Raw genomic sequence first — 26,316 nt, 5'->3', positions numbered from 1 at the left:
ACGGTTCTCTCATTCACCCTGAAGGCCGAGTCTCCCCGTGCGCGCTTACATCACCCGCCGAGAGGCCTTGCCCCGCAGCACGCTTCTTGAGCTGCGGACCGCCCTGCTCGGCTCGCGCTTCGTGGCACGCAGTCCGTTGATGGGGACGTTCCAGGCCAGCCGGGGGTTTGCCTTCATCTTCACGCATGAGGGCCGCGCCACGTTGGAGGCCCGCTTCCCCTTTTTGGTGCCCTACCTGGGCCGCGTGCTGGACCCGGCCAGTGCGACAGGATTGTTGCCTTGGCATGAGCGGCTCTGGGGTTCGCGGCGGGAGCGGCCTGTCCCCAATGCATTCTATCTCAACCTCCTGTTGCTCGATGCGGGGCGCGGCGTGGGGCGACACATCGACGCGACACTGCAGGAGCCCAGCGGCGTCCCCGATGCGACGCCCCGGCACGTGAGTGTGCTGTATCTCCAGGTCCCCGAGCGCGCCCAGGGCGGCGAGCTGCGCCTGCTCCAGAATGACACCCCCGTGGGTGAAATCCGCCCTCGAGAGGGCCTGCTGGTGCACTTCCGCGGCGACCTCCAACATGAGGTGCGGCCCTTCACTGGCAGCCAGGAAGGCGCGAGCCGCGCCAGCCTCGTGTGTGAGCAATACGTCTTCCCGCCCGAGGCGCTCGCCCGAATCCCCGCCTTCCGCATCCAATCCAAGGCAGGCTTCGCCGCGTATCTCGACCACCAGCGCGAGCAGCCCGGTGGCGGCTCCGTGGGCACATTGGAATAGCGTTCATCCCGAACCGAGGAGGCACCATGGCCGTCGATCCCCAGCACACCGACGTTGAACGCTTCATGCAGGAGGATCCGGGAGGCCCCGTGGTCATCCTGAACCTGGTGCGCTTCAAGGAAGGCGGCCGCGCGTCCTACGAGGCCTACGCGAGCGCGGTGATGCCCTTCATCCAGAAGGTGGGCGCCCAGCCCCTCTACGCTGGAGACGGCTCCACGGCGCTGGTGGCCGATCCCGGACAGACGTGGGACGCGGTGCTCCTGGTCCGCTATCCCAGCCGCGCCGCCTTCCTGCAGATGGTGGCGGACCCGGAGTACCAGCACATCGCGCACCTGCGCACGGAGGCACTCCAGGAAGCCGTGCTCCAGGCCACCACGCCCTGGGCCACGTCGCCGGAGCCCTGAGTCAGGGCTTCGCGGTTGGGCCTCCCGCGCCAGCGTGCACCCGCAGGTCCGCCGTCTCCGCGAAGGTGGGCGGACGCCGGTGCTTCGACGCCTGCTCATAGGCATAGGCCAGCTTCAGCAGGACGGGCTCGCTCCAGGCCCCGCCGACGAAGGACAGCCCCACGGGCAAGCCGTACACGAACCCCGCGGGCACGGTGATGGAGGCGTAGCCTGATACAGCCGAGGGCGTGGAGCTGCTGCCCAGCCAGTGGTCACCGTTGATGGGGTCGATGAGCCCCACGGGCGCCTGCGTCGGCGCGACCAGCGCATCCAGCTTGTGCTTCTTCATCACCGCGTCCAGCCCCTGCGCGCGCGACAGACGGCGGCAGGCCTGGAGGGCCTTGAGATAGGCCTTGTCCGTCAGGGGCCCCTTGGCCTGAGCCATGTGGAAGAGCTCCTGGCCGAAGTACGGCAGCTCCGACGGCGCGTGCGCTTCGTTGTAGCGGATGAGGTCCGCGAGCGTGCGAGGGGCCGTCCCCTCCTCCAGCGTCGCAAGGTAGGCCTCCAGCCCCGCCTTGAACTCGTAGAGGAGGACCTCCAGTTCGGGGGCGGCCACCTGCGCCGCCGCGGGAATCGGCGCCGGATCCACGAGGATGGCGCCGCGGGACTTCATCAAGGCCAGGGCCTCCTCCACGAGCGCGTCGGTGGCCGGGTGGTAGCCGAAGAAGCGCTCCCGGGGCACGCCGATGCGAGCGCCCTTCAGCCCGTCCACGTCGAGGAACCGGGTGTAGTCCGCATGGGCATTGCCCCGGCTCGCCGCCGTCGCCGCGTCCAAAGGGTCCACGCCCGCGAGCACGCTCAACAGCGCCGCGGCATCCGCCACGGTGCGCGTCATGGGGCCGGCCGTGTCCTGGCTGTGGGAGATGGGAATGATGCCGGAGCGGCTCACCAGTCCCACCGTCGGCTTGAGCCCCACCAACGCGCTGGCCGCCGAAGGCGACACGATGGAGCCATCCGTCTCCGTGCCCACGGCCACGGCGCAGAAGTTGGCCGCCGTGGCCGCGCCCGCCCCCGAACTGGAACCCGAAGGCGTCCTGTCGAGCGCATACGGGTTGCGCGTCTGGCCACCCCGCGCGCTCCAGCCACTGGCCGAGCGCGTGGAGCGGAAGTTGGCCCACTCGCTCAGGTTCGTCTTGCCCAGGATGACCGCGCCCGCGGCTCGCAGGCGCTCCACGATGAACGCGTCCCGAGGCGGCCGCGCGCCCACCAACGCCAGGGAACCCGCCGTCGTCTGCATCTGGTCCGCGGTGGCGATGTTGTCCTTGAGGAGCACTGGGATGCCGTGCAGCGGGCCCCGGGGCCCCTTCTCGCGGCGCTCCTGATCGAGCGCGGCGGCCGTGGCGAGCGCGTCCGGGTTCAGCTCGATGACGGAGCGCAGAGGGAGGCGCCCGCGCGAGTCCCAGTCGGCGATGCGCGCGAGGTAGCGCTCTGCGAGGCCTTGCGCGGTGAGCTCGCCTGCCTTCATCGCGGCTTGGAGGTCCACCACGGTGGCCTCGGCCAGCTCGAAGGGCCGCGCGGGCGTCGGGGCCGCGTAGGCGGGGGCATCCAGTGAGGCGAGCGCCGTGGCAGCGGCCGTTCCGCCCAGGAGGGTGCGGCGGCTGAGGCCCACCGGGGAGCCGGGAGAGGCTGCGGTTTTCTTCATGGTGGGGAGGCTACAGCACCCCGGCGGCACGCGAAGAGTCGCAACCCCGGTGGGGCTTCGTTAGGTTGGCGAGCCGATATGGCCTCCCACCTCACGCTCCTGGCCGGGCCGGACGCGCTCCGGCTCATTCGCGAACGAGGCTTGCGCGGAGACGACGTGGACGTCGTCCCCGGCGCCTCCGGCGGTCCGAAGTGGTTGGTGCTGGCGGGACTGGACCGGGCGCTCTTCGCCAGCCTCTTCCAGAACCGCTCGCGCCCCCTCCACCTCATCGGCAGTTCCATTGGAAGCTGGCGGCTCGCCTGCGTGGCCCAGAAGGACCCGGTGCTGGCCTTGCGCCGCTTCGAGGCGGCGTACATCGCCCGGGGGCGCAGCTCTTAGGGCTCGTGCTCTGCGCCCTGGGCAACATGGTCAGCCGGCGGACGCTGGGGCTCCACATGGAGCGCGTCATCTTCCACACGGCCGGGGACACCAGCCCCTTCGCCGGGCTCAAGGACCTGCCCTCCACCCACCTGCCACTGACGCGGGAGAACCTGCGACTGGCGCTGCTGGCGTCAGGCTCCATCCCCCTGCTCTTCAGCGGCGTGCGTATTCTTGGCGCGCCCGCGGGCGTGTTTCGCGACGGCGGCGTGGTCGACTACCACCTGGACCTGGACTTCGGCCCGGGCACGGGCCTGGTGCTGTACCCGCACTTCTACCCGTACGTGGTGCCGGGCTGGTTCGACAAGTCGCTGCGGTGGCGGCGGGCACGGCCCCAGAACTTCCGCCGGGCGCTGCTCATCGCCCCGTCCCAGGCGTTGGTGGCCCGCCTTCCCGGAGGCCGGATTCCGGACCGGGTCGACTTCGAACGGATGAAGGACGCCGAGCGCATGCGCGCCTGGAACCAGGTGGTCTCCGAGAGCGAGCGCATGGGCGACGAGCTACACGAGCTGATGGCCACCGGACGCCTCGCGGAGCACGTGCGGCCCCTCTGAGGTCCGCAGCCCCTCGGCCCGGAAAAGTCGACGGCCGGCCCCCTTGAATCCGGGAGCCGGCCGCCAGGAAGTTCATCTTCAGTCGGCGTTCCGCGACGCCCGGACACTTACTTCATCCGGGCCCCGCGGAGGCCTCCTCCCACCCGGAGGCAGGAGGAGGACCCGCGCGTCTCAGTTCAGACGACGGCGGCGCAGCAGGCCGAGCAGCGCCAGGCCGATCATGCCGACCGGAGCGCCCGCGCCCGTCGCGGAGCAGCCACCGCTGTCACCGCCGTTGCGGGCGGAGAACTGCACGGTGTTGCTGCTCTCGGCGCCCGCGGAGTCCGTCACCGTCAGGCGGAACGAGAACGACGCCGTCTTGTCGTCGAGGTCAGGCAGGTTGACGACCGCAACCGCCTGGTCCGCGCCGGAGATGGTCGCGTTCGGACCGGAGACCTGCGTCCAGCGGTACGTCAGCGCATCGCCGTTCGCGTCGCTGGAAGCCGAGCCGTCGAGCGTGGCCGACGTCTGGTTGCCAGAGAGCACCGCGCGAGCGGACGCCACCGGCGCGACGTTCTCCTCGGTCACGCTGATGGACGTCACGTCGACCACAGTCGCCGTACCGTCGCTGACCGTCAGGAGGAAGGTCAGCGGCTCGGAGGAGGCCGGGGCGGTGAACGTCGGCGTCAGCGAGGACGCGTCAGACAGCGTCACGGGCGTGCCGCCGATCTGCGTCCAGACGATGACGAGCGTGTCACCGTCAGCGTCGGTCGCCGTGCCGTTGAGCGTCACGGTGGCGCCCTCCGCCACGACGGCCGACTCGCCCGCGTCCGCTTCCGGAGCAGTGTTGCTCGGGTTGGCACCCGGGTCCGCCGCCACGAGGACGCGCACGACGTCGCTGGTGGTCGAGGTGCCGTCGCTGACCGTCAGGATGAAGCCCAGCGTGTCACCGTTGACCGTGCTCGGCGCGGTGAACGACGGCGTCAGGGTGTCGGCGCCCGTCAGGGTCACATCCGTGCCACCGATCTGCTCCCAGTGATACGTCAGCGTGTCACCCTCGGCGTCGCTCGCGGAGCCGCTGAGCGTCACGGTGTCGCCGGCGTTCGCCGTGGCATCGATACCCGCGTTCACGGTCGGCGCCGAGTTCGCCGGCAGAGAACCATCGATGATGGTCACCGGCACCGCCTTGGAGGCAGAGGCCGAGCCGTCCGTCGCCGTCACGGTGAACTCGTACGAGCCCGGGACCGGGGTGGCGAAGGAGATGGCGGACGTGCCGGCGCCATTGATGGCAACCGTCGAACCACCCGTCTGCTCCCAGCTATAGCTGAGCGCATCACCATCCGGGTCGACCGCGGAGGCCGTCACGGTGACAGTACCCGCGGCGAAGGCCACGGACGTGTCGGAGACGATGGGCGCGCGGTTCGCGTTGGTGACCGTCACGGTGACCGTGTCGTTCGCCGTGGCGATGCCGTCGCTGACCGTCAGACGGAAGACCAGCGGCTCATCCAGCGTGACCTCGGGCGCGATGAACGTCGCCGTCGGCGTGGTGTAGTCCTTCACCGCCACCGGCGTACCGGAGACCTGGGTCCACAGGTACGTGAGGGCATCGCCGTCCTCGTCGCTGGCGGAGCCGCTCAGCGTGTACGCAGCGCGCTCCTCGACAATGCCGTCGAGGCCCGCGTTCACGGTGGGTGCATGGTTGGGCAGCGCCACCGTCACGGTCACCGAGTCCGTGGCCGTCTTGACGCCGTCGGAGACGGTCAGCGTGAACACCAGTGCGGTGGCCTCGGTGACCTGCGGCGCCGTGAACGACGGCGTCAGGGTGTTGGCACCCGCCAGGGTGACCGCGGGGCCAGACGTCTGTGCCCAGGTGAAGGTCACCGGCTGGCCTTCCGGATCGGCAGCCGAACCGTAGAGGCTCACCAGTTCACCCGGCGCGATGGACCGGTCCGGACCGGCGTTGGCGATGGGCCAGGGGTTCACACAGACGCCATCCTCAGCCGCGATGGTGGTGAACGGAGTATTCGTGATGCCGTTGAACTCGAGGTCGTCCAGCAGCCAGCCCGTGTAGCCGAAGCTCATGTCCGTACCGACGCGGAAGCGGACCTGCACCGTCTTGCCGGCGTAGGCCGTGCCCAGATCGATGGTCGCGGGGAGCATGCCCGGGAACTGCGGGTTGTAACCGGACAGCGCGGGCTTGCCAGCCAGCGGGTTATCGTTGCCCGGGTAGGTCTCGAGAATCGTGTTGTGGATCGGATCGCCGATGTCCACCCAGGTGTTGCCACCGTCCTCGGAGATTTCGACCGTGGCGCCGTCGTAGTCATCCTCGAAGTCCCAAGCGTGCAGGAAGTTGATCACGAAGGGCTCGGTCGCGCTGACGTGCAGCTCAGGCGAGATGAGGCGGACGTCGGCGAAGGAAGCGGTGTTCTCCGCGTAGAACGTGCGGTTGCCGTCGTCGAACGTGACCACGCTGAACACGGCCGGGGTCAGGGCCTCGTCGTACTCGGTGGTCCAGGGCAGCTTGGACGGGGTGATCTGAACGTCCTCGATGTTGGAGGAGTTCGGACGCTCGTCGAAGTGCGTCGTGAGGATGATGCTATCCGTGATGTCGCCGGGGATCGCCTGGCCCGCATCACGCGCCGCGATGTCGATGGTCACGTCCTGCTGGCCCGTCGCGCCCGTGAGCGAGACCGGGATGGAGACCGTGGCCTCACCGAACACGGGGATGGCCGGGAAGCTCGCCTGACCACCGTTGCCGAACTCGAGACCCGAGAAGGCGGAGGACAGGTTGACGCTGGAGGCGGACGCAGTCAGCGCGCCCGCATTGCGCACGGTGACCTCGATGCGGCCCGTCTCACCGTTGTCCAGGATGCCGTCGAGGTCGCACGAGCCAGCCTCGACGTCGTCGATGAACTCGGCCGACACGATCTGGATGGCCGAGCCGACCACGAAGCTCTCCACGACACCGGCGTGGTTCGTGGAGTAGCGGTCCGGAGCCACGGCACCGACGCCCGCGCCGCGCTTGGCGAAGGCCGTCCAGAACCGCTCGGCGTCCGCCGGGTCGTTGGCGTAGGCCGCCGCGATGACGGCGTCACGCGCCTCCAGGTAGGTGGGGGCCGCCGGCGTGAGCTTATACCCGTTCACCAGGTAGCTCTTCATCCGGTCCTGCGCCTCCTGGAACGGATGCGCGCGGAGCAGCGACGTGTAGCACTCCCACAGCATCGTCGCCCAGATCTCGCCGGAGTTGTGGACCTGCGAGTTCGGCAGACCCGTGTTGCCGTTGAACGGCACGCCCGTGGGCAGCGCCACGCCGTCCATGATGTGACGGAACGACAGCGCGTTCTTGGTCTGGTCCGACGAGTACGTGCCACGGCGGATACCGAAGAACTCGGAGTTCGCGTCCGCGCGCGTGGCGTAGCCCGCGGCGGCGTAGGCGCCGTTCCAGTTCGCGTTGGACGGGACGTTGATGTCCTCGGCGCGAACCATCATCAGCAGGGCGGTGAAGTCACCCCAGCCCTCGCCCATCGCGCGGCCCTGGTTGTTCACCAGACCGGACGAGTTCGCGACGAGGCGGTTGCTGATGTAGTGGCCCCACTCGTGCGCCACGATGGCGTTGTCGATGGTGCCGTCGATCCACGTGGTCGGGCCACGCCACAGGGTGACGTTGAGCGCCGGCAGGCCGCTGCGCAGCACGTTGCCATCATCCAGGTTCACGCGAAGCGTGGGGATGGTGATGGTGGTGGAGTCGCCACCCAGGTCGATCGTGGGACCCGCGACGTTGTCGTGGATGATGACGCCGATGGCGCCCGCGTTCTGCGCGTTGGTCACCTTGATGACGAAGTCGCAGCCGCCGCGGTCGATGATGGCGATCTTGCCAGCGACCTCGGCCGCGTTGGTCAGCGCGGTGCAGCCGTCACGGTCGGTCGGACCCGCGGTGTTGGCCGCGTCCAGCGCCGCTACCGCGTCGCCGGTGACGTTGAAGGTCTGCGGACCGAAGGAGGAGGAGACGCCACCCTGGTAGTCACCCGCGACCTGCGCCGGAGCGTTCGCCGTCAGGCGCGAGTTGCGCGGGCCGGCGAACAGGTACATCTGCATGCGCGGCGACGCACCGTCCGCCGGCGTGAGCATGTTGGCGTTGTCGGTGCCGCTGTAGTCCTGCGCCTGCGCCTGCAGACGGTCACCACCCATGCCGCCACGCCCGAAGTTGTCATGCTGGGCGTTGCCGGAGGCCTCGTCGAAGCCGGCGTCGTAGTACCAGTCGTGGAGCCAGTTGTTCAGGAAGAACAGGCTCGTCGTCGCCGCGGCGATCTGCTCCGCGTTGGCGTTCGGCTGGATGCCGAAGTCGATGGTCCGGTCGAACACGCCCGGAGCCGTGACGGAAGCGCGGAGGTCGCCGGCGTTGAAGTAGTCCGGCGCGGTGAGGTCCGCGTACGCGTCGACGTTGTTACCCTGCGTCTCCGTCGCGCCGTCCGGCAGCCAGGGATCGTTCCGGCTGAACGGGAGGCTCTCGAGGGTGATCAGGTTCGCCGGAACGTACGGCGAGACGTAGCCGTCCGGGGTGCCGGTCGGGTGCGGCGTACCGCCGCTGCCGATCGGACCGTCGTGCGGCGTGTACGGCGGCGTCGCGTCCGAGAACACGCGGTAGCTGAACTCCGCGTGCGCCTTCAGGTCGTTGCGCATCAGCAACTGACCGTCGGTGGCGGAGACGACGTACGCGAAGTAGTCCGAGTCCACGCTGTTCGCGCGGCCCGTGTTGATCTCCACGTAGTACGCGGGGACCAGCTTGCCAGGCAGCGGGAAGTAGACCTGCTTCGCGCGGGCGGGGATGACAAACCCCTCCTCGAGCGGACGCGCGTAGCTGGCCAGCGTGAAGTGCGAGTACTTGTCGCCCTTCTTCGCGTCGCTCACGCGGGTGAGCAGGTTGCGGTCCAGCGCGGCGCCCGTGAGGTCCTTGTAGGCCACGGCGATCGCCTCGGCCGCGGGCACGGTGAAGCGCGCCTTGCCCTTCGGGATCTCCACGGAAGCGTGCTTGGAGAGGCTGCCGGAGATGGCAACCACCTGGTTGTGCTTGTTCAGCAGCACCTTCAGCGACTGGCGGAAGACCTCGATCCCCGAGGACTCCTGGGCCAGCGTCACGACCTTCACGCCCTGCGTGTTGGTGCTGACGTTGGTGACCTTCGCGCCCGCGGCCTCAAACGAAGCGAGACCGTAAAGAGGAGCGTGGGCAGAAATCTGCGCCAGCGCCGCCTTGGCGGGAGACATCTTCGCGTACTCGCCACGGAGCTTCGTCTGCTCCGAGGTCGGGTGCGTCCAGATGAACGTCGGGGAACCGGTCAGCGAGTCCTTGTGGGCGACCCGCGCCCCCTTCAGGCTGCTGTTGACCGGCTTGAATCCCGCGGCGGCACGGCCCGCGGGCTTCGCGTCCTGGAGTGCATCGTAGTTCGGCAACGTCCGGGCGACGGAACTGGTACCGGACAGTACCAGGGCAAGCCCGGACAGCGTGGCAACCAACCTTCTCACGTGGGGAGACTCCATTTACGACGGCGGGGGTGGCCGCCTTCCTTACAGCCTGGGTCGAAGGTTCCGGCCCCATCGCCGAAACTCCCAGTCACGGTCAGAAGGCGACCAAGTGACAGATTGTCACCTGGCGGAGAGATTAGTGCCCGATCGGATGTAAGTTAAAAGGCGACACGCGCATTTTTTCCAATGCAGCGCAGAATTCCGCAATTACGGCAGGTTGCGTCGAACATGGGGGAGCCATGAGCACTGGTTATGGACGCGCAGGGGCTTGGGGAGTGGTGCTTTGGGCACTTGTGCTTGGCGCGACTGGGTGTCTGGGCACCGCGGAACGCCCGTTCCCGCGCGCCGAGGCCGCCAGGGACCCGGGTAACGCGACACCTGAGTCCATGACGCGCGGCAACGGAGGCGCGAAGGACTCAGGCAGCGCGACGCAATCCGCCTCCGAGGAGAAAAACAGCACGGCCACATCCCGTGGCTGCGCCTGGGGACATCTGCGCTGCTGTGATGATCAGTGCGCGCCCGCGACGCAGTGCGCCCTGCTTGCGTGCGACCCGAGCCCGCAGCGCACCGCCACCGAGACGCGCTGACACCACCGAGTGTCCGCGATGCACACGGGCTACGGCTGTGAAGCGAGTGGCAACGTCTCCCGCGCGGATGCTGGCACCATCCACCGTGCTTCAAGGAAGTCGCGCAACGTCGTGGGCCGGAGCCGCGGGTACTCGGCATTGGCCGGATCGCGCAGTCTCCCCTTCCCCGCAAGCTGCGAGAGCAGACTCAGCTGCGCGGACGACACCTGGACCGACACGCCTTCGGGACGCGCGCGAACGAGTTGCCGGCGAAGGTCCTCCACGCTTCCCCTGCACACGCGGCGCAGGCGCTGACCGGTCAGCGCTTCGTACAGGGCGGCCACGTCATTCACCGTCGCCACGTCACCCACGAACTCCAGCCGCCGGCCCGCGGCGTGAGGATCCACCACCACTTCCGCCACCCATCGCGCCGCATCCGTCATCGCGGTGACGTCGAAGGGCTCGTCTCCCGTGCCCCAGTACGAGACAACGCCGCGCTCGAAGTCGAACACCTGCGCCTGCGGCGACAGCGCCGTCTCCATGAACGCGCCGCACAGGACGAAGGTGTACGGCACGCCACTCTTCACCACGGCGTCGGCGACACGGCGGTGCGCATCCATGAAGGCGTCACCCGCGTCCGCATCGGTGTAGTCCAGCGAGTAGTCCGAAGGGATGAAGCGGATGACGCCATGCCGCCGCGCGGAGTCCAGCAAGCGGAGTTGCCCTTCCACTTGCACCTCGGGTGGTCCGCTCACGGCGGCGACCACCGCGTCCACGCCCTCCAACGCCGAATCGAGCGAGCGCATGTCATCCAGCGTCCCGCTCACCAACGTCACCCCATGCTCCGCCAGGCGCACCAGCGCATCACTGCGCGTGCCCGGACGTACCAATACGTGCAGGTGGATGCCGGGACGCGCCAGCAGCGCCGACGCCAACCTGCCGCCAAAACGCCCCGTACCGCCGACCAGCAGAACATGCGTGATCTCGGTGTCCATGGACTCCTCCTCGTCGTTGTCGGCGGCGTGAGCCGCGCATCACCGGTGGGGGTAATCCCCTACGAGGAAGATGGACCGTGGTGCCAGGTACGCCTTCACCAGCGAACACAACGCGCTCGGCCGGACGCAGGGCAGCCGTGGCGGAGGACGGTCGCCGTGTCGAGACGTGCAAAAGAAATCGGCCCGGCCATTCCATGAGAATGACCGGGCCGACCTGAGTTGCGGGGGCAGGATTTGAACCTGCGACCTTCGGGTTATGAGCCCGACGAGCTACCAGGCTGCTCCACCCCGCGTCATGTTTGGGTTCAACAACTCGAAACCTGACTGCGATTCCAATCAGAATTCGAGGTACAACGAGTTGCGGGGGCAGGATTTGAACCTGCGACCTTCGGGTTATGAGCCCGACGAGCTACCAGGCTGCTCCACCCCGCGACATGTCTTGAGGCTCAACTACTCGAAACCTGACTGCGATTCCAATCAAGTTTCGAAGTACAACGAATTGCGGGGGCAGGATTTGAACCTGCGACCTTCGGGTTATGAGCCCGACGAGCTACCAGGCTGCTCCACCCCGCGGCAGAGAGAGGCGAGGCGGTAAGTACCGTCCCTCGCCTGTACCGTCAACACCTTTCTCCAGCGCTGACCACATCAACGGAATCAGCGCTGGAGACAGGGAATTACTTGCGCGCCTTGCTGAGCAGATCCGCGAAGGTGCCGAAGCCCTTCTTGCCCGCGCCCTGCGGCTGCTGCGTCTTCTGCCAGGCCTCCACCTCGGCGCGCTCCTCCGCGCGGATGGCGGCGGTGACGGACAGGCGGATCTTCCCGGACGCGTCGATGTCCAGGATGGCCACCTTCACCTCCTGGCCCAGCGAGTAGTGCTTGCGCAGGTCGGTGCCACGCTCGGTACCCGTCTCGCTCGCGGGCAGCAAGCCCTTGCCACCCGGGAACGCGAGGAACACGCCGTAGGGCTCGATGCGATCCACCTTGCCCACGACGACCTGGCCCACCTTGGGACGGGGCGCGGCGGGCTGCGCCGGAGCGGCGGCCTCCGCTGCGGGCGCCGAGCGCTCCTCGGGAGGACGCTGCGCCTCTTCCTCGGAGATGCGGCGCAGGCCGATGCGCTTCTCCTGCGTGTCGATCTTCTCCACCGACACCCAGATGCTCTCCCCTTCCTTCACCACGTCGCGCGGGTGCGCGATGCGGCGGTCGCTGAGCGCGGAGATGTGGACCAGACCGTCCACGCCCGGACGCAGCTCCACGAAGGCGCCGAACTGCTGCAGGCGGACGACCTTGCCCTGGACGCGGTCGCCTTCCTTGATTTCGGACAGCGCCTTCTGGAACGGATCCTCCTGGCGCGAGCGCATGGACAGCGTGATGCGCTCCTTCTGCTTGGACTTGTCCGGCGAGTTGGGCTGGCCGGCCTCCATGCGGAGGATTTCGACCTCGACGTCGTCACCGACCTTCACCACGTCGCTCGGGTGACCGACGCGGGTGTACGAAAGCTCGGAGACGGGAATCATGCCCTCCACGCCGCCCAGGTCCACGAACACGCCGAAGTCGCGCACGCCGGTGACCTTGCCCTTGACGATCTTGCCCTGGGCCAGGTTCTTGCGCGTCTCCGCGGCCAGCTGACGCTGCTCGTCCTCCAACAGCGCGCGGCGCGACAGCACCACGTTGCGCTCGCGGACCTCGCTCACGCGGAACTGGAGCTTCTCGCCGATGAACTGGTCCGGCTTCTCCACGTAGCGCAGGTCCAGCTGGCTGATGGGGCAGAACGCGCGGATGTCACCGATGGCGACCTCCACACCGCCCTTGTTCACGCTCAGCACCAGTCCCTCGACGGGCATGCCGGAAGCGCGGGCCTCGGCCAGCAGGGCCAGGTTCGCGCTGCCCTTGGCCAGCGCGCGGCTGAGGAGGATGCCCTTGGCGCCCACCTCCACCACGTGCGCGTCGATGGTGTCACCCACGCCGAAGCGCAGGATGCCCTCATCGTCCTTCAGCTCGCGAAGCTCGATCATCGCCTCGCTCTTGGCAGCGCCTTCCACCGACACGAACGCGGTATCCGCGCCGAGCTGGAAGATGGTGCCACGGACCTTCTCGCCCACGCGCAGGCCCTTGCGGCTGGGCGTTCCACCCTCCTTGGCCTGCGCCTCGAACATCTCGGCGAAGGACTGGGCCTCGGGGACTTCCTCATACAGCGCGCTGGTTGGGGCCGGCGTCGGCGTCACCGGACGCGGCGTGGGGGCCGGCGTCGCGGCGGAAGACTCGGCGGCGGCGGTCGTCTCCTCGGCCGTCGCGGTCGCCTCGGCGGGAGCATCCCCCACCGGGCCGCGCGTCTCGATGGCACCCGACGCCCGCTTCACGACAACCATGGGGCCTGACGGACGACGGTCGCCTCCGCCACGGCGCTCGCCCCCGCCACGGGGACCCCGCTCGTCGCGCGGCGCACCACCCGCCGGACGCGGCTGGGCCTCGCGCTCGCCACGGCCACTGCCGCCGCGCTCGCCTCCACGGCCACCGCCACGTTGTTCGCCCCGACCGCCCTCGCTGCGAGCTCCCCCGGAAGGGATGCCGAGCATCACGTCACCGAAGGTGGCCTTCGGCTTCTTGGGACCCATCCCGCCAGAATTGGAACCGTTCTTCTCGTCGCTCACTGCGAGACCTTCCTGAAGCGAATTCGACCCTGGCTTCCCGAGAAGCCGGGCCCCGGTGAAAAAGGCGGCGCACTCTACACGCGCGCCATGTCCGGAGGAAGCCAGATGACGCACATGTCTTTGACGCCAACGCTCCGTCCATAACGGAGGCACCGCGTCAGAGCATCCCGGACCCGATGATTGCAACACCAAATAGCGGCCGCTCGCCGGGCAGAGAGCCAAGCAATCCCCGGCGGTTAGCGCACCAGACGCAGCTTCCGCCCCACCTTGCGCAACACCGTTCCCGCCTCCGGGATGCCCAGGGCCGCTGACATCCCGAAATAAACAGCACCGAACGGGAGCGCCACCGCTGCGAAGCCCAGAACAGGGTGCAGGCGCGGCGGCATCAGGAAGCCTCCCCCCCACTCCGCCGTCACGCCGGGCATCGGCCCGAGCAGCGAGGTGAGGCCCACCTTGATGCCCACCGCCACCAATCCAGCCACCACCGCGGCGCCCCACAAGCGAGGCAGCAGGCCAGACGGGACGCCGACCGGCCCCAGCTGCTTCACCAGCTTGCGGCGCAGCAGTCCCGCCTCCAGCCAGGCCACCAGGCCACTGGCCAGGGTGAGGCCCACGGCGCCCAGGTGCTGCGGCACCCCGAGCCAGCCCGGCAGCCGCAGGCCCAACACCCATGCGCCCAGGGTGCCCACCAGCACGCGCACCACCGCGAAGCGCAGCGGCGTCTTCGGATCCTTCAGAGCATAGAAGGCGGAGGCATAGAGGCGGCCCACCGTGGAGGCCACCAACCCCAGCGCCGCCCCCATGAGCAGGTACCAGAGGTAGCGCGAGTCCGCCGCATCGAAGCGCCCCGTCTGCAGCAACGCCGCCGCCACCATGTCCCCCAGGAAGAGGAAGGCCGCCGCCGACGGGACGACCCAGAAGCAGATGCGGCGTGCGCCTCCGTCAATGCGTTGGCGCAACCTGGCGGCCACGTCGGCGCCCTCCCCCGTGGCGCGCGACATCTCCGGCAGCTCCGCCGCGGACACCGCCATCCCAAAGAGGCTCACCGGGATGAGGTAGATGGTCTGCGCGTAGAGCAGCGAGGACAGCGCGCGATTGGAGATGAGTGACGCGAAGGCCGTGTCCACCCAGGCGCTGAACTGGACCACGCCGCGCCCCAGCACCACCGGCCCGAAGTTCTTCAGCACCTGCCGCACGGGCTCCGCCGCCAGCGACAGCGTCGGGCGGAAGCGGCCCAGCAACTTGAGGACGGAGGGCACCTGCACCGCAAACTGGAGGAAGCTGCCCAGCACCACGGCGTAGGCCAGCACCGAGACCAACGCCTCTTCCTCGTAGCGGCCTCCCGCGGCCACCAACGCGGCGATGATGACCAGGTTCCAGACGACGGGCGCCAGGTACGAAAGGAGGAAGCGCCGGTGGCTGTTGAGGATGCCCAGGCACCAGGCGCTCAGCACCAGCATGCCTGTGCCGGGGAAGAGGATGCGCACCAGGTGGACGGCCAGCTCCCGCTCCTGTCCCCGGAAGCCGGGCGCGATGGCATCCACCAGCAGCGGGGTGAACACCATGCCCAGCGCCACCACCACCGCCGTGACCAGGGACAGGATGCCGAAGACGGCGCCCGCGACCCGGTCCGCCGTCTCCGTGTCCTTGCGGCCCAAGAGCTGCGCGTAGACGGGGATGAACGAGCCGGAGAGGACGCCCTCGCCGAACAGGTTCTGCAGGAAGTTGGGAATGCGCAGCGCCGCCTTGAAGACGGCCGCGGCCTCCGCGTTGCCCAGGTAGTGGGCGAAGACGCGCTCGCGCACCAGGCCCATCAGCCGGGAAGCAAGGATGCCAGCCGCTACCAGCGCGGCGCCGCCCCCTGAACGCTCGGGACGAGGAGGCGCGACCGGCGCAATCGGCGGGGGCGGAGACTCGGGCGAGGACGTGGTCACGAGAGCGGCGGACTCTACGCGGGCCGTTCGGTGTCATGAAGCCCGAAACCCCGTCCCCCTGTTTCGCTTGACGGCGAACCCCCTGGATTGCAAGGGTCCATTCCAATGGCCGGCCCTCCCGACAGTGACTTGGACGACGTGGCGCGCATCCGCCTCGTGCTGGCACGTGAGCTGGAGACGATCAACGAGTACGAAGCCTACGCTCGGGCCTCCTCCCACCCGGAGGTCCGCGCGTTCTTCCAGCACCTGGCCGCCGAGGAGAAGGAGCACGTCTCCGAGGCCGTTCACATGCTCCGCATGTTGGACAGTGGTCAGAACGACCACTTCGCCAAGCCCTTCGTCCCCGGTCATTTCCAGGCCGCCGAGCCCCCCGCCCCCACCCCCGCCTCCGTCCATGTGCCCGCACCGGACGGCCCGGCTTTCTCCGTCAACGGCCGCAACGGCCGGCTCCCCTCCGAGCCGCCAACGTCCCTGCCGCCCCAGCGGCTGCTGTATGGCCTGCCCGCGCCGCCGCCCGCCGTGGAGTCGCACCCGCTCACCGTGGGTTCGCTGCGCCGGGGTGGTGGTTCCGGCAGCGGTCGCTGAAGCTTTCTTCCCCCTTCTCTAGTCGATGCCTCTGGAGCCCCATTTCATGCCTGACTTCCTTGGACATGCCGAGAACCCGCTCCGCGAAGAGGAGTGGGCGCGTCTGAACGAGACTGTCATCCAGGTCGCCCGGCGTTCGCTGGTGGGCAGGCGCATCCTGGACATCTACGGGCCGCTGGGCGCCGGGGTGCAGACGGTGCCCTACGACGAGTTCCAGGGCGTGTCGCCCGGCGCCGTGGACATCGTCGGCGAGCAGGAGACCGCGATGGTCTTCACCGATGCTCGCAAGTTCAAGACCATCCCCATCATCTACAAGGACTTCCTGCTGCACTGGCGCGACATCGAGGCCGCGCGCACGCACAACATGCCGCTGGACGTGTCGGCCGCCGCCGGCGCCGCCGCCCTGTGCGCGCAGCAGGAAGACGAGCTCATCTTCTACGGTGACGCGCGCCTGGGTTACGAAGGCCTGATGACGGCCAATGGCCGGCTCACGGTGCCGCTGGGTGACTGGACGTCGCCGGGTGGTGGGTTCCAGGCCATCGTCGAGGCCTCGCGCAAGCTCAATGAGCAGGGCCACTTCGGCCCCTACGCCGTCGTCCTGTCGCCGCGGCTGTACTCGCAGCTGCACCGCATCTACGAGAAGACGGGCGTGCTGGAGATTGAGACCATCCGCCAGCTCGCGTCGGACGGCGTCTACCAGTCCAACCGCCTGCGCGGGGACTCCGGCGTGGTGGTGTCCACCGGCCGGGAGAACATGGACCTCGCTGTGTCCATGGACATGGTGGCGGCGTACCTGGGCGCGTCGCGGATGAACCACCCGTTCCGCGTGCTGGAGGCGCTGCTGCTACGCATCAAGCACCCGGACGCCATCTGCACCCTGGAGGGCGCCGGCGCCACGGAACGTCGCTAGTTCCGGTCGCCCGCGGTCACGACTTCCACCATGGCCAAGGTCCTGGTCATCGACGACGAGGCGAACCTCCGCAAGGTGCTCGCCACAATGCTGCGCCGGGACGGCTTTGACGTCACCGTGGCGGAGAACGGCGAGCAAGGGCTCGCCGAGTTCCACAAGAACGGCGCGGACATCGTGGTGACGGACCTGGTGATGCCCAAGGTGGGCGGCATGGAGGTGCTCGGCACCATCCGCGCCGCCAACCCGGACGTCCCCGTCATCATCATCACCGCGCATGGCACGGTGGACTCCGCCGTGGACGCCATCAAGGCGGGCGCGTTCGACTACATCACCAAGCCCTTCGATCAGGCGGAGTTGTCCTCCGTCGTCGCCAAGGCCGCGAAGACGAACGAGAGCGCCCGCCGCTCCGTGCGCCCGGACGTGAAGGCGCGCGCGGCCATCATCGGCGACTCGTCGACGATCCAAGAGGTCTACAAGATCATCGACAAGGTGGCGGACACGCCGTCCACGGTGCTCATCACCGGAGAGAGCGGCACCGGCAAGGAGCTCATCGCCACCGCGTTGCACGGGGCCTCCAGCCGCCGGGACAAGCCGTTCATCAAGATCAACTGCGCCGCCATTCCCCACACGCTGCTGGAGAGCGAACTCTTCGGCTACGAGCGAGGGGCCTTCACCGGTGCCGTCACGTCCAAGCCCGGCCGCTTCGAGCTTGCCGACGAGGGCACCCTCTTCCTGGACGAGATCGGCGAGATTCCGGTGGAGATGCAGGTGAAGCTGCTGCGCGCGCTCCAGGAGGGCGAGTTCGAGCGCGTGGGCGGCATCAAGACGACGCGCGTGGACGTGCGGCTCGTGGCCGCCACCAACCGCGACCTCCAGGCGGAGATTGAAGCCGGCCGCTTCCGCAAGGACCTCTACTACCGCCTGGCGGTGGTCCCCATCTCCCTGCCCGCCCTGCGTGAGCGCCGCAGCGACATCCCCATGCTCGCCCGGCACTTCGTGGAGAAGTACAACCGGCGCCTCAACAAGAAGATTGAAGGCATCGCCGACGACGCCATGGCCCTGCTCCAGGGCTACGGGTGGCCGGGCAACATCCGCGAGCTGGAGAATCTCATCGAGCGCGTGCTCCTGTTCGCAGACGGGCCCCTCATCACCGCCCGCGACCTGCCGGAGCCGGTCCGCCAGGGAACGAGCGTCCAGGCGGGCGCCAACCTGGCCAGCGCGGTGGCCTCCATCGACGTTCCCACGGGGGAAGTCGGCCTGAAGGACATCGTCCGGATGAAGGCCGCCGAGCTCGAGCGGGACCTCATCGTGAAGAAGCTCGAGGAGACGGGTGGCAATGTCACCCGGGCCGCTCGCCTGCTTCAAATCAGCCGCAAGTCACTCCAGACGAAGATGAAGGAGTTCGGCTTGCGCGACACCACACCAGACGGGCAGGAAGACGGCCCGGACGAATAGACCGCGAGGAGGCGGAATTCCGCTTCTCGCGCGTCGGTTCCGGGCCCGCCCACCCATTCCAACTCAGGGAGCTTGTATGCGGCCGAACCTTCCCACCCTCGGTGCCCCTCCGAAGCGCAGTCCCTTCGGCACGGTGGTCGCCGTGTCACTCATCCTCGGCGGTGCCGCCGGCGGCGTGTGGTGGTGGAAGCAGCGGATGGTTCAGGCGACGGAAGAGGCCGCGGCCCAGATGCCCAACGCCGTCCCCGATGCGGGCGCCGTCGCCGCGGCGCCCACGCCGGCGCCCGTGGCCACGGACCCGGTGAAGGCCGCCGGCCTGGAGCGCGTGTCGGTGAGCATCAACGGCCCCCTGGAGACCGCGCTCGTCAACGCCGCTGGCTCGGACGTGGGTCCGGCGCTGGCGCAGGTGGTGACGCGCACCCTGGTGTGGTGGGTCTCCGTCCCCGGGGAAATCCTCCGCGGTGACACGCTGGAGGTGCTCTACCAGCGCCGCACCAATGAGGAGCCCCTGGTGCACGCGGTGCGCTTCACCAGCGCCAAGCTGGGCAAGACGATGAGCGCGTACCGCTACCAGGGCAGCGGCGAGCCCAATGCCCGGTACTACCTGTCCGGCGGCGACGAGCTGGAGCTGAGGCTGGAGCGCTCCCCCATCGACGACTACGAGCAGGTGACGTCCCTGCTCCGCGACGGCCGCAAGCACAAGGGCGTGGACTTCCGCACCCCGGTGGGTACGCCCATCAAGGCCCCCTTCAACGGCGTGGTGAAGCGGAAGAACTGGAACTTCAGCAGCAACGGCAACTGCATCGAGCTGGTGGAGTCGGGCGGCAAGGGTCGCCGCGCGCTCTTCCTCCACCTGGACGAGGTGGACAAGAGCGTCAAGCCGGGCACCCGGTTCTCCGTGGGGCAAGTCATCGCCAAGAGCGGCAACACGGGCCGCAGCTTCGCCCCCCACCTCCACTACCAGCTCATGACGCAGGATGACCGGGTGCTGGACCCCTACGACCAGCACAAGACCTACCGCCGCTCACTGGCCGCGCAGCACCGGTCGGGTTTCGAGGCGGAGATGCGCCGGATGGACGGGTTGCTGAGCGCGTCCGTGGTGGCCGGCAAGTAAAAGCCACCCGTTTCTTGACACTCCTTCGACGGCACGGCTAGCTGGAAGCCCCCCGGGCTTGCCGGAAGGCCGGGGAGATTTGCCGTCGGAGGTCGGATGCACAGGCTTCGCGTCGTACTTGCCGCGCTGACGCTGGGCGCGCCGTTCGCCGCCACCGCGGCGGACATCACCCGGATTGCGTCGTCGCTTGAGGAGGACGACCCATTCGACCTCTTCATCGACGTCGGCTTCGAGCGCACGCAGAACCGCGCGAAGATCATCCGCGAGCAGCTGGCCCCCGCCGGGCAACCGGGGGGCCGCGTGGATGCGTCGGAGCTCTGGTACAAGGGCGTGGACGCCCGGCTCAACCTGGAGCTGTCCGTCGGCCTCTACAGGGACCTGGAGTTCTCCTTCGCCCTGCCCGTCGTCTTCTCGCAGAACGAGCGCTGGGACTTCACGTCCAACTCGTCGCCCGAGACGTCCACCATCACCAACAACTGCCTGAACGCCAACGGCTCCGCCATCCCGGGCTGTCTGGAGGGCTCGGCACCGGGCAACGCCCTGTTCGACGTACCGCAGGAGAGCTTCCGCGGCGGCCTGGGCAACATGCGCTTCGGCCTGGCCTACGCCTTCTTCAACCAGGAGAAGGACGAGACGAAGCCCACCTGGATTGTCGGCCTGGAGTACGAGGCCCCCACCGCGAAGCTGCGCGACGCGGCCGCGGACACCACCGATTCGGACAACCGCGGCAACATCGGCGACCGCGTCCACAAGTACCAGCTCTACACGGCCTTCTCGCGCCGCATCGGTGCGGCAGAGCCGTACTTCAAGGCGCACTACACCATCCCCGTGCGCGGTCCGGGCGCCTACTCCAACTGCGCCCAGGCCGAGTCCAACCCGGACAACCTGGGCGCCCCGGGCAACTGCTTCACGGGCCCGTGGAACCGCAAGGAGACGGGCATCAACGCCCCTCACACCGCGGGAATGCTCTTCGGCGTGGAACTGGTGCCCTTCAACCGGCCAGCGAAGTCGCAGCGCTTCGCCCTGGACGTCCGAGGCATTGGCAACTACGTGGGCAGCGGCCGCTACTACAACGAGCTGAGCGCCGCCCTGCGCAAGCTGCTCACCTCCGAGGACTACTTCCAGGTGGGTGGCATGCTGGGCGTCACCGCGAACGCGTCGAAGGCCTTCCAGATTCGCGCGTCCGGCATGTTCCTCTACAACACCAACCACGCCATCACGGCCGAGGAGCCGGGGCGTGACGTGAACAACGACGGCGCCGTGGACCTTGCGCTCAACTCCCCCGAGCTCAACCCCAACTTCGACTGGCGCTATGACCTGGTGTCCCGCCGCTTCCGCGCGGTGGAGAGCACCACGTTCCGCTTCGACCTGAGCGCCACGTTCAGCTTCTAATGAGTGGCCCGGTGGGCGCCGATGACGGCGCCCACCCAGGGACTCAGCGCTTCAGCGAAAGCCCCAGCCGGTAGACGTCCTGACCGGCCCAGCCCGCGCGGCGGGCCAGCTCGGTGCTCAGCGCCTTGAGCTTCTCGCCGCGAGACAGCCCTTCCTCCAGGGCCCGGCGCAGTTCCTCCTCGGACCAACGCGTCTCGCCAGTGCGGCCTTCCACCAGCACCACCACCTCGCCGCGGGGCTCTTCCGCCGCGTAACGCGCGGCCAGCTCGGACAAGGTGCCCCGAGCGAACTCCTCGTGCAGCTTGGTCAGCTCCCGCGCCACGCACGCGCGCCGGTCGCCCCAGGCGTCGAGCAGGTCGGGCAACGTCTCCGACAGGCGGCGTGGGGACTCATAGAGCACCAGGGTGGCGGACAGCTGCGCCACTTCCTCCAGCATCGCCCGGCGCTCGGCGCCCTTGCGCGGGAGGAAGCCCAGGAAGTGGAAGCGCCCCGTGGGCAATCCAGAGGCGCTCAGCGCCGCGACCAGTGCCGTGGGGCCTGGCACCGGCACCACCATCAATCCGCGCTCCAGCGCCTCGGATACCAGCTTCTCGCCCGGGTCGCTGATGGCGGGGCTGCCCGCATCGGTCACGAGCGCGCAGTCCTCCCCTTCCCCTATCCGGTCCAAGATGCGTCCGGCGCGCTGCCCTTCTGCGAAGGCAGGCAGGCTCACCAGGTCCTTCCCGCCAATGCCGAAGTGGTCGAGCAGCACCCGCGAGTGCCGCGTGTCCTCACACGCGATGAAGCGCACCGCGCGCAGGGTCTCCAACGCGCGCGACGTGACGTCCCCCAGGTTCCCGATGGGCGTCGCCACCAGATAGAGCGTTCCAGCCATGGCGTCGTCCTCTCACATCCCCGCGTCGAAGGCGCCAGGGATGTGCTCCACGGTGGCGCGCTCCCCGCGCCCCACCACCGAAATCACGTCGAAACGGAGCATCCGTCCACGCAAGTCATGCGCGAACAGGTACCGAAGCGCCGCCTTCACCACCCGGCGCTGCTTGGCGAAAGACACGCTGTGGGAGGGGTCGCCCCAGGTGGCCGTGGAGCGCATCCGCACTTCCACGAAGCACACCAGGTCGTCACGTTCGGCGACGACGTCCAGTTCCCCGAAGCGGCAGGTCCAGTTGCGATGCCGCACCCGCCACCCCTGCGCCTCCAGGAAGCGCACAGCCGCCTCCTCCCCCGCATTCCCGTACTCCCGCCGCTCAGCCGGCGCCGCCCGTCGCATCCACCCCTCCCCTGACGGCCCTCCCACTGGAGGCAACCCGCCACGTCGCCTCAGACGTTAACGGGGCCGTCCGACATCTGCGCGAAGCCCGGGTGCGAGGTGACGTGCAGCACCTGCGTCAGCGTGCCCAGGTGCTTCAGCATCCGGGCGATGAGGGGCAGCTTCACCTCCTCCATCCCCGTGAAGACGTCCTCCAACAGGAAGGGACGCTTCACGCGGGCGCTCGTCTTCTCCACCACCGTCAGCCGCAGGGCCAGGTAGTACAAGTCCAAGTCCTTCGCGGGGAGCTCGCCCACCGGCACCCGCCGGCCCGCCGTCAGGGCAAAGGCCTTGCCCTCGCGGTCCCACTCAATGCCCTGGTACCGCCGGTCCGTGAGCGCGGTGAGGTACTGGACGCACCGCTCCTTCAGCATCGCCTGCACGGACAGGATGTCCGTGGTGAACACGTCCGCCGCCTGGGACAGCAGCACGGGCGACGGATCCTCCAGCGTCTCCACGGGCACGGAGCCATCCGGGCCCGGCGCGGCTGGTGGCGGGGGCGCCTTGGCCAGGGCAATGGACTCCTTCAGCCGCCCCATCTCACGCTCCACCTCGCGCATGTCGCGGACGTACGTGCCCTTCTGCGTCAGCTCCTCGTTGAGCGCCTCTGCCTCCGCCTTCAGCGACTGCACCTGGGCGGCCGCCGCGAGGTAGTCCGGATCCGACTCCATCGTATGCAGTTGGTCCCGCAGCTCCGCGACGCGCGCGCCCAGCAGCTCCTTGCGCTCCAGGGCCGGGGCGATGCCGTCCAGCTCTTCCACGTCGAGCGCCTTCTGCGCCATGCGCAGCGGCGCGGCTTCCGCCTCGTACTCCTCGAGGATCTTCTTCTCCCGGATGTCGAAGCGGTTCTCCTTGCTGCCGTGGCGCGTGGCCTTCTGCAGGTCATCCACGTAGCGCAGCGCCAGGAAGGCCGCGACGCCGAAGGCCGGGATGTCCAGCAGCGCCAGATAGCGGAAGGTCCGGTCCACACCGAAGCCCAGGCCCACGGCCAGCGCCAGGAACAGCACTCCCGCGCCCAGGCCGGCCCAGAACCCCATGTGCTGCGTCAGGGGTGGCACCGAGGCGGGACGCGCCTCCGCCTCGTTCTCCCGGTCCGCGTTGAGGCGCGCCAGGGCCTCGTCACGCCTGGCAATCACCTTGGGGTGGCGCTTCAGGCGATTCACGATGTCCTGGGGCAGCCCCAGGGACTCGGGTGTCGGCGCCGCGCGCCAGGCGGCCTCTGCCTCGGCGATGGCCACCTTGAGCCCCTCGGTGCCCTTCAGCCGCTGCTCGGCGTCGAAGATCTGGGAGGCCACGCCATCCGCCTTGAACTGAAGGCTGTCCACCTCCGTGGAGGCGCTCAGCTCCTGCTCCAGCGCGCGCAGCTTCGCCTCGGCGGCGGGGATGTCCTCCGCGGGCAGCACCGTGGACGCGGACGCCAGCGACGGGTACCTGCCGGACGTCTTGGGGTCCACCTTCGCCCCGGCGGCAGCGGACTTCCTCGGGCGTCGCGAGGGAAGCTGCGCGGACTGAAGGCAGTACACCTGCTCGAACGTGGTCTTCGGTGGAAGTCCCGCCTGTCCGCGAAGGAACTGACTGATCTCCGACGCATCCGACGAGACGAGCTCCGGCTGCTGTGTCGTGGGATTCATCCGGTGCAACGTCCCGGAGCCGCCGAGGTCGCGCAGCACGCGGTACGTCACTCCATCCACTCCGACGAACGTCAGGGCCGCCTTGCCAGACTTCGCACCGGAAGCGATGAAGCTGGCATCACTGCCGCGCCCGTCCGCGAAGAGCAGCGCGAGGGAAAGGCCCGCCAGGGGGCTCGACTCCGCCGAGGGCGGTTTGAGGACGAGGTATCCCGCCTTCAGGGCAAAGCGCCCCGCGGGGGAGAAACCGCGGACGTTCTGGACGGCGACTTCAGCGAATTGCATGGCCCGCGCATGTTAGCGCGAATGAAAAAAGGAGCGTCCGGGATCGGACGCTCCTTTTCACTGCCGAGACGCTGAAAGCGCTCAGGAGGCCGAGGCGGCCTTCTTGGCGGGCTTCGGCTCTTCGATGACGTCGACGCGCGCCGCCTTGCCCTTGAGGTCACGGAGGTAGAACAGGCGCTTGCGGTTCACGTCACCGCGCGACAGGACCTCGATCTTCTCGTAGCGGGGGCTGTGCAGCGGGAACACGCGCTCCACGCCGACGCCGAAGGAGAGCTTGCGCACCGTGAAGGTGGCGCGGTGGGCGCCCTTGGTCTTCCGGATGACGATGCCCTCGAACGCCTGCACGCGCTCCTTCTCGCCCTCCTTGACCTTCCAGTGGACGCGCACGGAATCACCGGTATTGAACACGGTGACATCCTGGCGCAGGAACTTGGCCTCGATGTGCTGAATGGCGGCGTTGCGCATGACAAACTCCGGAAAAACTTGAACTGACGCGATGGTCGCGTGAAGAGCGGGCCGTACTAACAGAGAGAGCGGTGTCGGACAAGCCCTGATGATCCAACCCGCTAGCAACGCTCAGGGTTACAGCTCTTCCTCCCGCCGGGCCAGAAGTTTCTGGTCGGCCTTCGACAACGCCACGCGGGCATACAGGTCCGGGCGACGCTCATGGGTGAGCACCAACGACTTCCAGCGCCGCCAGCGGGCAATCCGCGCATGGTCTCCGGACTGGAGGGCGGCCGGCACCTCGACGCCCCGGAAGACAGGCGGGCGGGTGTACTGGGGATGCTCCAGCAGGCCTTCCTCGAAGCTCTCCGTGACGGACGAGTCCACGTTGCCCAGCACCCCGGGCACCAGCCGCGCCACCGCGTCCACCACCGTCATGGCCGCCAGCTCGCCGCCGGTGAGGACGAAGTCACCCATGGACAGCTCCCCGTCGAGGTGCGCCATCACCCGCTCGTCCACGCCCTCGTAGCGGCCGCAGACCAGGATGAGCCCCGGCTCGTGACGGACCAACTCACGCGCGGTGGCCTGGGTGAAGGTGGGCCCTCGGGGGCTCATGAGCAGCACCCGTGCGCCCGGATGCCGCGCCTTGGCCGCCTCGATCGCGGCGACCAGGGGCTCCGGCTTCATCACCATGCCGGCGCCACCGCCGTAGGGCGCGTCGTCGGTGACGCGGTGCTTGCCCTCGGCGTACTCGCGGATATCGGTGATGGTCGTGGCCAGCAGGCCCTTCTCCTGAGCCTTCCCGAGGATGCTGGCCCCCAGGTAACCGGTCACCATGCCGGGGAACAGCGTGAGGATCTCCACCGGATACGGTGGGCTCATTCCGCGTCCTCCGGGCCTCCACCCGACTCGGCACCCTTGCGTCCCGCATCCACGTACTCGGGCGGACGGATGACGATTCGCCGCGCTTCGATGTCCACGGTGGGGACGAACTCGTCGGCGAAGGGAACCACCAGTTCCTCGCGCCCGGAAGCGCGAATGACCAGGTTGGGCACCTCGCCGGTGGCCCAAATTTCCTCCACCCGGCCCAACGCGTTCCCGTTGGCGTCCACGGCATCGAGCCCCACCAGGTCACCCTGGAAGAACTCGCCCTCCGCGGGCGGCTCCAGATCCTCGCGGAAGACGAACACCTTGGCGCCCACGAGCGCCTCCGCGTCTTCCCGCGACTCCACGCCCTCGAGGACCACGATGTCCTCCTTGGGCGTGGGCCGGAGCGCCTCCAGCCGCATCTCCCGCTCCACACCGGCGCGCGTCCGCACCCAGATGCGATCGACGGTGTCGAGCGTCTCCGACGCCGGATCCAACGCGCGAATGGCGACCTCGCCACGCAGCCCGTGAGCGCGCGCGACGTATCCCAACTCCAGATAGGGACTGGTGGCCGTCACTGCGCGGAGTCCGGCGCGACCGGAGCGCCTGCTGCATTGCGCCGGTCGTCGAGAATCTCCAGGCGGACCTTCTGCCCGGACTTCTGTGCGGCGGCATTGAGCAGCGTCCGGAGGGCATTCACGGTGCGCCCGTCACGGCCGATGACCTTGCCGACGTCCTCGGCGGAGACCTTCAGCTCGAAGAGCCGGGCCCCTTCCGCCTCGGAAATGCGCAGGCTGACCTGGTCAGGATGATCGACCAGGGCCCGCGCCAGATAGTTGAGAAGCTGCTCCACGTCCACTCGGGCG

19 protein-coding genes, 3 tRNA genes and 1 pseudogene are annotated in these 26,316 nt (G+C 68.7%); 8 read left to right on the top strand and 15 right to left on the bottom strand.

The features are described 5' to 3' along the window. Window positions 1-37: 37 nt before the first annotated feature. Together OZ403_RS18495 and OZ403_RS18490 are read left to right on the top strand one after the other, a co-directional pair. Window positions 38-763, top strand: a complete 726-nt coding sequence (locus OZ403_RS18495; protein WP_140791592.1) for a 2OG-Fe(II) oxygenase — start codon at window positions 38-40, stop codon at window positions 761-763. Between the two features lie 26 nt (window positions 764-789). Then, window positions 790-1,167, top strand: coding sequence for a DUF1330 domain-containing protein (locus OZ403_RS18490; protein ID WP_140791590.1), 378 nt, complete (start codon window positions 790-792; stop codon window positions 1,165-1,167). Between the two features lies 1 nt (window position 1,168). Here OZ403_RS18490 and OZ403_RS18485 read toward each other — a convergent pair whose 3' ends face one another. Next, entirely contained in the window at window positions 1,169-2,848 is a 1,680-nt protein-coding gene (locus OZ403_RS18485; protein WP_268784721.1) for an amidase, read from the bottom strand. Window positions 2,849-2,926: 78 nt separating this feature from the next. On the opposite strand from OZ403_RS18485, the pseudogene OZ403_RS18475 reads away from it, so the two are divergent. Beyond that, window positions 2,927-3,819 (top strand): annotated as a pseudogene (locus tag OZ403_RS18475) (patatin-like phospholipase family protein). 171 nt (window positions 3,820-3,990) lie between these two features. On the opposite strand, the gene mepA reads toward OZ403_RS18475, so the two are convergent. From mepA to murJ, 7 genes are all read right to left on the bottom strand, one after another. After that, window positions 3,991-9,333, bottom strand: a complete 5,343-nt coding sequence (mepA, locus tag OZ403_RS18470; RefSeq protein ID WP_140791586.1) for a myxosortase-dependent M36 family metallopeptidase MepA — start codon at window positions 9,331-9,333, stop codon at window positions 3,991-3,993. 601 nt (window positions 9,334-9,934) lie between these two features. Next, complete coding sequence (locus OZ403_RS18465) at window positions 9,935-10,879, bottom strand: aromatic alcohol reductase (protein WP_268784718.1); 945 nt, start codon at window positions 10,877-10,879, stop codon at window positions 9,935-9,937. Between the two features lie 219 nt (window positions 10,880-11,098). Further along, window positions 11,099-11,172 (bottom strand) — tRNA-Met (locus OZ403_RS18460). 65 nt (window positions 11,173-11,237) lie between these two features. Further along, a tRNA-Met gene (locus OZ403_RS18455) sits at window positions 11,238-11,311 on the bottom strand. 67 nt (window positions 11,312-11,378) lie between these two features. Beyond that, window positions 11,379-11,452 (bottom strand) — tRNA-Met (locus OZ403_RS18450). A 101-nt stretch (window positions 11,453-11,553) separates the two neighbouring features. Then, the gene (locus OZ403_RS18445; protein WP_268784717.1) at window positions 11,554-13,494 is read right to left on the bottom strand and encodes a S1 RNA-binding domain-containing protein; all 1,941 of its coding nucleotides are present in this window, start codon (window positions 13,492-13,494) and stop codon (window positions 11,554-11,556) included. A gap of 272 nt (window positions 13,495-13,766) precedes the next feature. Then, a complete protein-coding gene (murJ, locus tag OZ403_RS18440) occupies window positions 13,767-15,464 on the bottom strand; it encodes a murein biosynthesis integral membrane protein MurJ (protein ID WP_140875145.1) in 1,698 nt (565 codons plus the stop codon). Between the two features lie 105 nt (window positions 15,465-15,569). Here murJ and encB point away from each other — a divergent pair, with 105 nt between their 5' ends. The 5 genes from encB to OZ403_RS18415 all read left to right on the top strand — a co-directional run bounded on the left by encB (window position 15,570) and on the right by OZ403_RS18415 (window position 20,920). Next, entirely contained in the window at window positions 15,570-16,049 is a 480-nt protein-coding gene (gene encB, locus OZ403_RS18435) for an encapsulin nanocompartment cargo protein EncB (protein WP_174258812.1), read from the top strand. Between the two features lie 46 nt (window positions 16,050-16,095). Then, window positions 16,096-16,959: an encapsulin nanocompartment shell protein EncA gene (gene encA, locus OZ403_RS18430; protein WP_141254361.1), complete on the top strand. Its 864-nt coding sequence runs from the start codon at window positions 16,096-16,098 to the stop codon at window positions 16,957-16,959. A 30-nt stretch (window positions 16,960-16,989) separates the two neighbouring features. After that, window positions 16,990-18,414 (top strand): sigma-54-dependent transcriptional regulator, encoded by a 1,425-nt coding sequence (locus tag OZ403_RS18425; protein ID WP_268784716.1) that lies wholly within the window; start codon window positions 16,990-16,992, stop codon window positions 18,412-18,414. A 76-nt stretch (window positions 18,415-18,490) separates the two neighbouring features. Further along, window positions 18,491-19,528 carry a peptidoglycan DD-metalloendopeptidase family protein gene (locus OZ403_RS18420; RefSeq protein ID WP_174258811.1) on the top strand — a complete coding sequence of 346 codons (1,038 nt, stop codon included), beginning with the start codon at window positions 18,491-18,493 and terminating at the stop codon, window positions 19,526-19,528. 96 nt (window positions 19,529-19,624) lie between these two features. After that, window positions 19,625-20,920, top strand: a complete 1,296-nt coding sequence (locus tag OZ403_RS18415) for a hypothetical protein (RefSeq protein WP_140791572.1) — start codon at window positions 19,625-19,627, stop codon at window positions 20,918-20,920. Window positions 20,921-20,963: 43 nt separating this feature from the next. Here OZ403_RS18415 and rsmI read toward each other — a convergent pair whose 3' ends face one another. The 7 genes from rsmI to OZ403_RS18380 form a co-directional block, all read right to left on the bottom strand. After that, window positions 20,964-21,794 (bottom strand): 16S rRNA (cytidine(1402)-2'-O)-methyltransferase, encoded by an 831-nt coding sequence (gene rsmI / locus OZ403_RS18410; RefSeq protein WP_268784715.1) that lies wholly within the window; start codon window positions 21,792-21,794, stop codon window positions 20,964-20,966. Window positions 21,795-21,806: 12 nt separating this feature from the next. Further along, a complete protein-coding gene (locus OZ403_RS18405) occupies window positions 21,807-22,187 on the bottom strand; it encodes a YraN family protein (protein ID WP_140791569.1) in 381 nt (126 codons plus the stop codon). Between the two features lie 50 nt (window positions 22,188-22,237). Beyond that, window positions 22,238-24,139: an ATP-binding protein gene (locus OZ403_RS18400; protein ID WP_268784714.1), complete on the bottom strand. Its 1,902-nt coding sequence runs from the start codon at window positions 24,137-24,139 to the stop codon at window positions 22,238-22,240. Window positions 24,140-24,220: 81 nt separating this feature from the next. Beyond that, window positions 24,221-24,604 carry a 50S ribosomal protein L19 gene (gene rplS, locus OZ403_RS18395; RefSeq protein WP_140791565.1) on the bottom strand — a complete coding sequence of 128 codons (384 nt, stop codon included), beginning with the start codon at window positions 24,602-24,604 and terminating at the stop codon, window positions 24,221-24,223. Between the two features lie 117 nt (window positions 24,605-24,721). Next, window positions 24,722-25,465 carry a tRNA (guanosine(37)-N1)-methyltransferase TrmD gene (gene trmD, locus OZ403_RS18390; protein ID WP_268784713.1) on the bottom strand — a complete coding sequence of 248 codons (744 nt, stop codon included), beginning with the start codon at window positions 25,463-25,465 and terminating at the stop codon, window positions 24,722-24,724. Beyond that, complete coding sequence (rimM, locus tag OZ403_RS18385) at window positions 25,462-26,028, bottom strand: ribosome maturation factor RimM (protein WP_140791561.1); 567 nt, start codon at window positions 26,026-26,028, stop codon at window positions 25,462-25,464. Before rimM ends, trmD begins: the two co-directional genes overlap by 4 nt. Beyond that, on the bottom strand, window positions 26,025-26,309 hold the full coding sequence (locus OZ403_RS18380) for a KH domain-containing protein (RefSeq protein ID WP_011553575.1): 285 nt from the start codon (window positions 26,307-26,309) through the stop codon (window positions 26,025-26,027). The genes rimM and OZ403_RS18380 overlap by 4 nt, the downstream gene beginning before the upstream one ends. Window positions 26,310-26,316 lie beyond the last annotated feature (7 nt).

Source organism: Myxococcus sp. NMCA1, assembly GCF_026810205.1.
Classification (GTDB): Bacteria; Myxococcota; Myxococcia; order Myxococcales; family Myxococcaceae; genus Myxococcus; species Myxococcus xanthus_A.
Note: the sequence above shows the minus strand (reverse complement) of the source record. Positions and strands in the feature narration are given on the sequence as shown.

Coding starts and splice junctions, on each gene's coding strand:
- OZ403_RS18490 (WP_140791590.1), top strand. CDS start 790: ATGGCCGTCGATCCCCAGCACACCGACGTTGAACGCTTCATGCAGGAG.
- OZ403_RS18485 (WP_268784721.1), bottom strand. CDS start 2,848: ATGAAGAAAACCGCAGCCTCTCCCGGCTCCCCGGTGGGCCTCAGCCGC.
- mepA (WP_140791586.1), bottom strand. CDS start 9,333: ATGGAGTCTCCCCACGTGAGAAGGTTGGTTGCCACGCTGTCCGGGCTT.
- OZ403_RS18465 (WP_268784718.1), bottom strand. CDS start 10,879: ATGGACACCGAGATCACGCATGTTCTGCTGGTCGGCGGTACGGGGCGT.
- OZ403_RS18445 (WP_268784717.1), bottom strand. CDS start 13,494: ATGGGTCCCAAGAAGCCGAAGGCCACCTTCGGTGACGTGATGCTCGGC.
- encB (WP_174258812.1), top strand. CDS start 15,570: ATGGCCGGCCCTCCCGACAGTGACTTGGACGACGTGGCGCGCATCCGC.
- encA (WP_141254361.1), top strand. CDS start 16,096: ATGCCTGACTTCCTTGGACATGCCGAGAACCCGCTCCGCGAAGAGGAG.
- OZ403_RS18425 (WP_268784716.1), top strand. CDS start 16,990: ATGGCCAAGGTCCTGGTCATCGACGACGAGGCGAACCTCCGCAAGGTG.
- OZ403_RS18420 (WP_174258811.1), top strand. CDS start 18,491: ATGCGGCCGAACCTTCCCACCCTCGGTGCCCCTCCGAAGCGCAGTCCC.
- OZ403_RS18415 (WP_140791572.1), top strand. CDS start 19,625: ATGCACAGGCTTCGCGTCGTACTTGCCGCGCTGACGCTGGGCGCGCCG.
- rsmI (WP_268784715.1), bottom strand. CDS start 21,794: ATGGCTGGAACGCTCTATCTGGTGGCGACGCCCATCGGGAACCTGGGG.
- OZ403_RS18405 (WP_140791569.1), bottom strand. CDS start 22,187: ATGCGACGGGCGGCGCCGGCTGAGCGGCGGGAGTACGGGAATGCGGGG.
- OZ403_RS18400 (WP_268784714.1), bottom strand. CDS start 24,139: ATGCAATTCGCTGAAGTCGCCGTCCAGAACGTCCGCGGTTTCTCCCCC.
- rplS (WP_140791565.1), bottom strand. CDS start 24,604: ATGCGCAACGCCGCCATTCAGCACATCGAGGCCAAGTTCCTGCGCCAG.
- trmD (WP_268784713.1), bottom strand. CDS start 25,465: ATGAGCCCACCGTATCCGGTGGAGATCCTCACGCTGTTCCCCGGCATG.